General features: G+C 41.1%; 1 protein-coding gene and 1 pseudogene. Both read left to right on the top strand.

Going from position 1 to position 1732, the window contains the following annotated elements:
- A pseudogene (locus tag ACFIK3_RS09385) lies at positions 1–1204 on the top strand (filamentous hemagglutinin); the annotation flags it as partial.
- A complete protein-coding gene (locus ACFIK3_RS09380; RefSeq protein ID WP_273791328.1) occupies positions 1201–1614 on the top strand; it encodes a hypothetical protein in 414 nt (137 codons plus the stop codon). The pseudogene ACFIK3_RS09385 and the gene ACFIK3_RS09380, both read left to right, overlap by 4 nt.
- Positions 1615–1732 lie beyond the last annotated feature (118 nt).

Raw genomic sequence — 1732 nt, 5'->3', positions numbered from 1 at the left:
TGGGTTTAGCATTTCTGGGAATGATACGATAAAGAACATTGCCAAGAATGTTTTAAATCACGGCAAAGCCAAGGATGCAGCAGAAGGGGAAACCAAATCTGCTATCAGCGATGGGACTATCATTCTTACTGATACAACTGGACAGAGGGCGATGGGGCAAGATGCTGGACAAGTCATTGGCTCTCTCAACCGCAACACCGCTACAGCCCACCAAGCCGTTGCACCGGTGGACGCCACATCGCTTGAGGGGATCGTTCATAATCGCGTAGATATGATCAATGATTTATCGGATGAAGGATTGGGATACTGGGACAAAGTGCGCGAAGTCGCAAATGTTAAAGAGCATCCAGTAGGTGAGATTGCGCATGATGAAAATGGCAAAGTACTCTATTTAACCGATGAAAATGGAGAACCTATAAAAGACAGCGATGGAGAATATATTACTCTGTATCACTTTTTAAATGCTGAAGATGAGCAGTATTTACAAGCTGGCTCTGATGGCAACAGGCGTATGTTCTATAATGGTATTTTTAACACACCAGATGAAGCAGCGCGTAATGCGGTTCAGTTAGCTGATAATGAGCATGAACCCCTTTATTTTACATACCACCCACAAGCTAAAGACAGGCTCGTAGAGATCGGAGTAGCGATTTATGAGTATTTTGGGAAATGGAGTAATTCGACCAAGAAGTTACAAGATTTTGTCTATCGTTATGGTAATACAGGGGCGATTGTTAGTGCGCATAGCCGTGGTAGCTTGACAGTGGGCAATGGAATGCGTGACTTTGAACAGCATGGCATTCACGGTATAGCAGAAAAAACAGATATCTATCTTTTTGGACCAGCTGATAACTCTCAATCAATAGCGAATGCACTCTATTATGTGAGTGATGGTAAAAAAGATCATATTTATTTACAAAACCATATATTCGATCCCATTGGTACAGGAATTGGTCACAATCTACCTACTTTTTATAAGGCACCCTTAAGGTTCCCTTATGCAATATTTCCACCAGCAACTCCAATGATAGAGCAAATGCGAGCGTTACGCGGCTTTAAATCTAGTACCCATAGGTGTTATGGTAATGCGGGTGATGCGTGTGAACGTGATTATGGAACACATCATAATGATAATACAAAAATTTATGCACCTCATGCAATTTTGGATAATTTAGGTTTAGGTTATTTATGGAGAAAAAAATGAATACACTGTTTAAATTATTGAGTGGGATAGTTTTATTAAGTATAGCTGGATGTGACATTGAAAACATTGACAAACCTGCTCCAGGGTACGTGAATATGTGGGAGAAGACAGGAGCAGATTCTACTGAGGTAGGAAAAGCCTTATTAGAATGTGGAATGCCGAGTCTTATCGATCCTGATTCAGAAAATAAAGAGGTAAACAATAATGGATGGGCAACAATTGATGCCTGTATGGTTCAAGCAGGATTCCACTATAAAGATAAATGGGGAGGAACTTGGTGTCAAAACTATAAAGCCGAAAACTTGCCCATTTGTCAGCCTGGTGCTGTCATCCCGAAGAGAAGTGTCGAAAAGCGCTTAAACAGCCCGTTTTGTAAAAGGTATAAAAATGCATCTGAATGCAAGCCTTAAGTGATGATCAACAATCCCCTATCCTTGCCTTTGCTTGGAACGGCGGGATTGTTTCCTCACGCACATTATTTAACGGATGAAGAACAACAGAATTTACAAAAAGGTTCTGATGGCAAGG

Source organism: Bartonella sp. CB10SXKL, assembly GCF_042195515.1.
Lineage (GTDB): Bacteria > Pseudomonadota > Alphaproteobacteria > Rhizobiales > Rhizobiaceae > Bartonella.
Note: the sequence above shows the minus strand (reverse complement) of the source record. Positions and strands in the feature narration are given on the sequence as shown.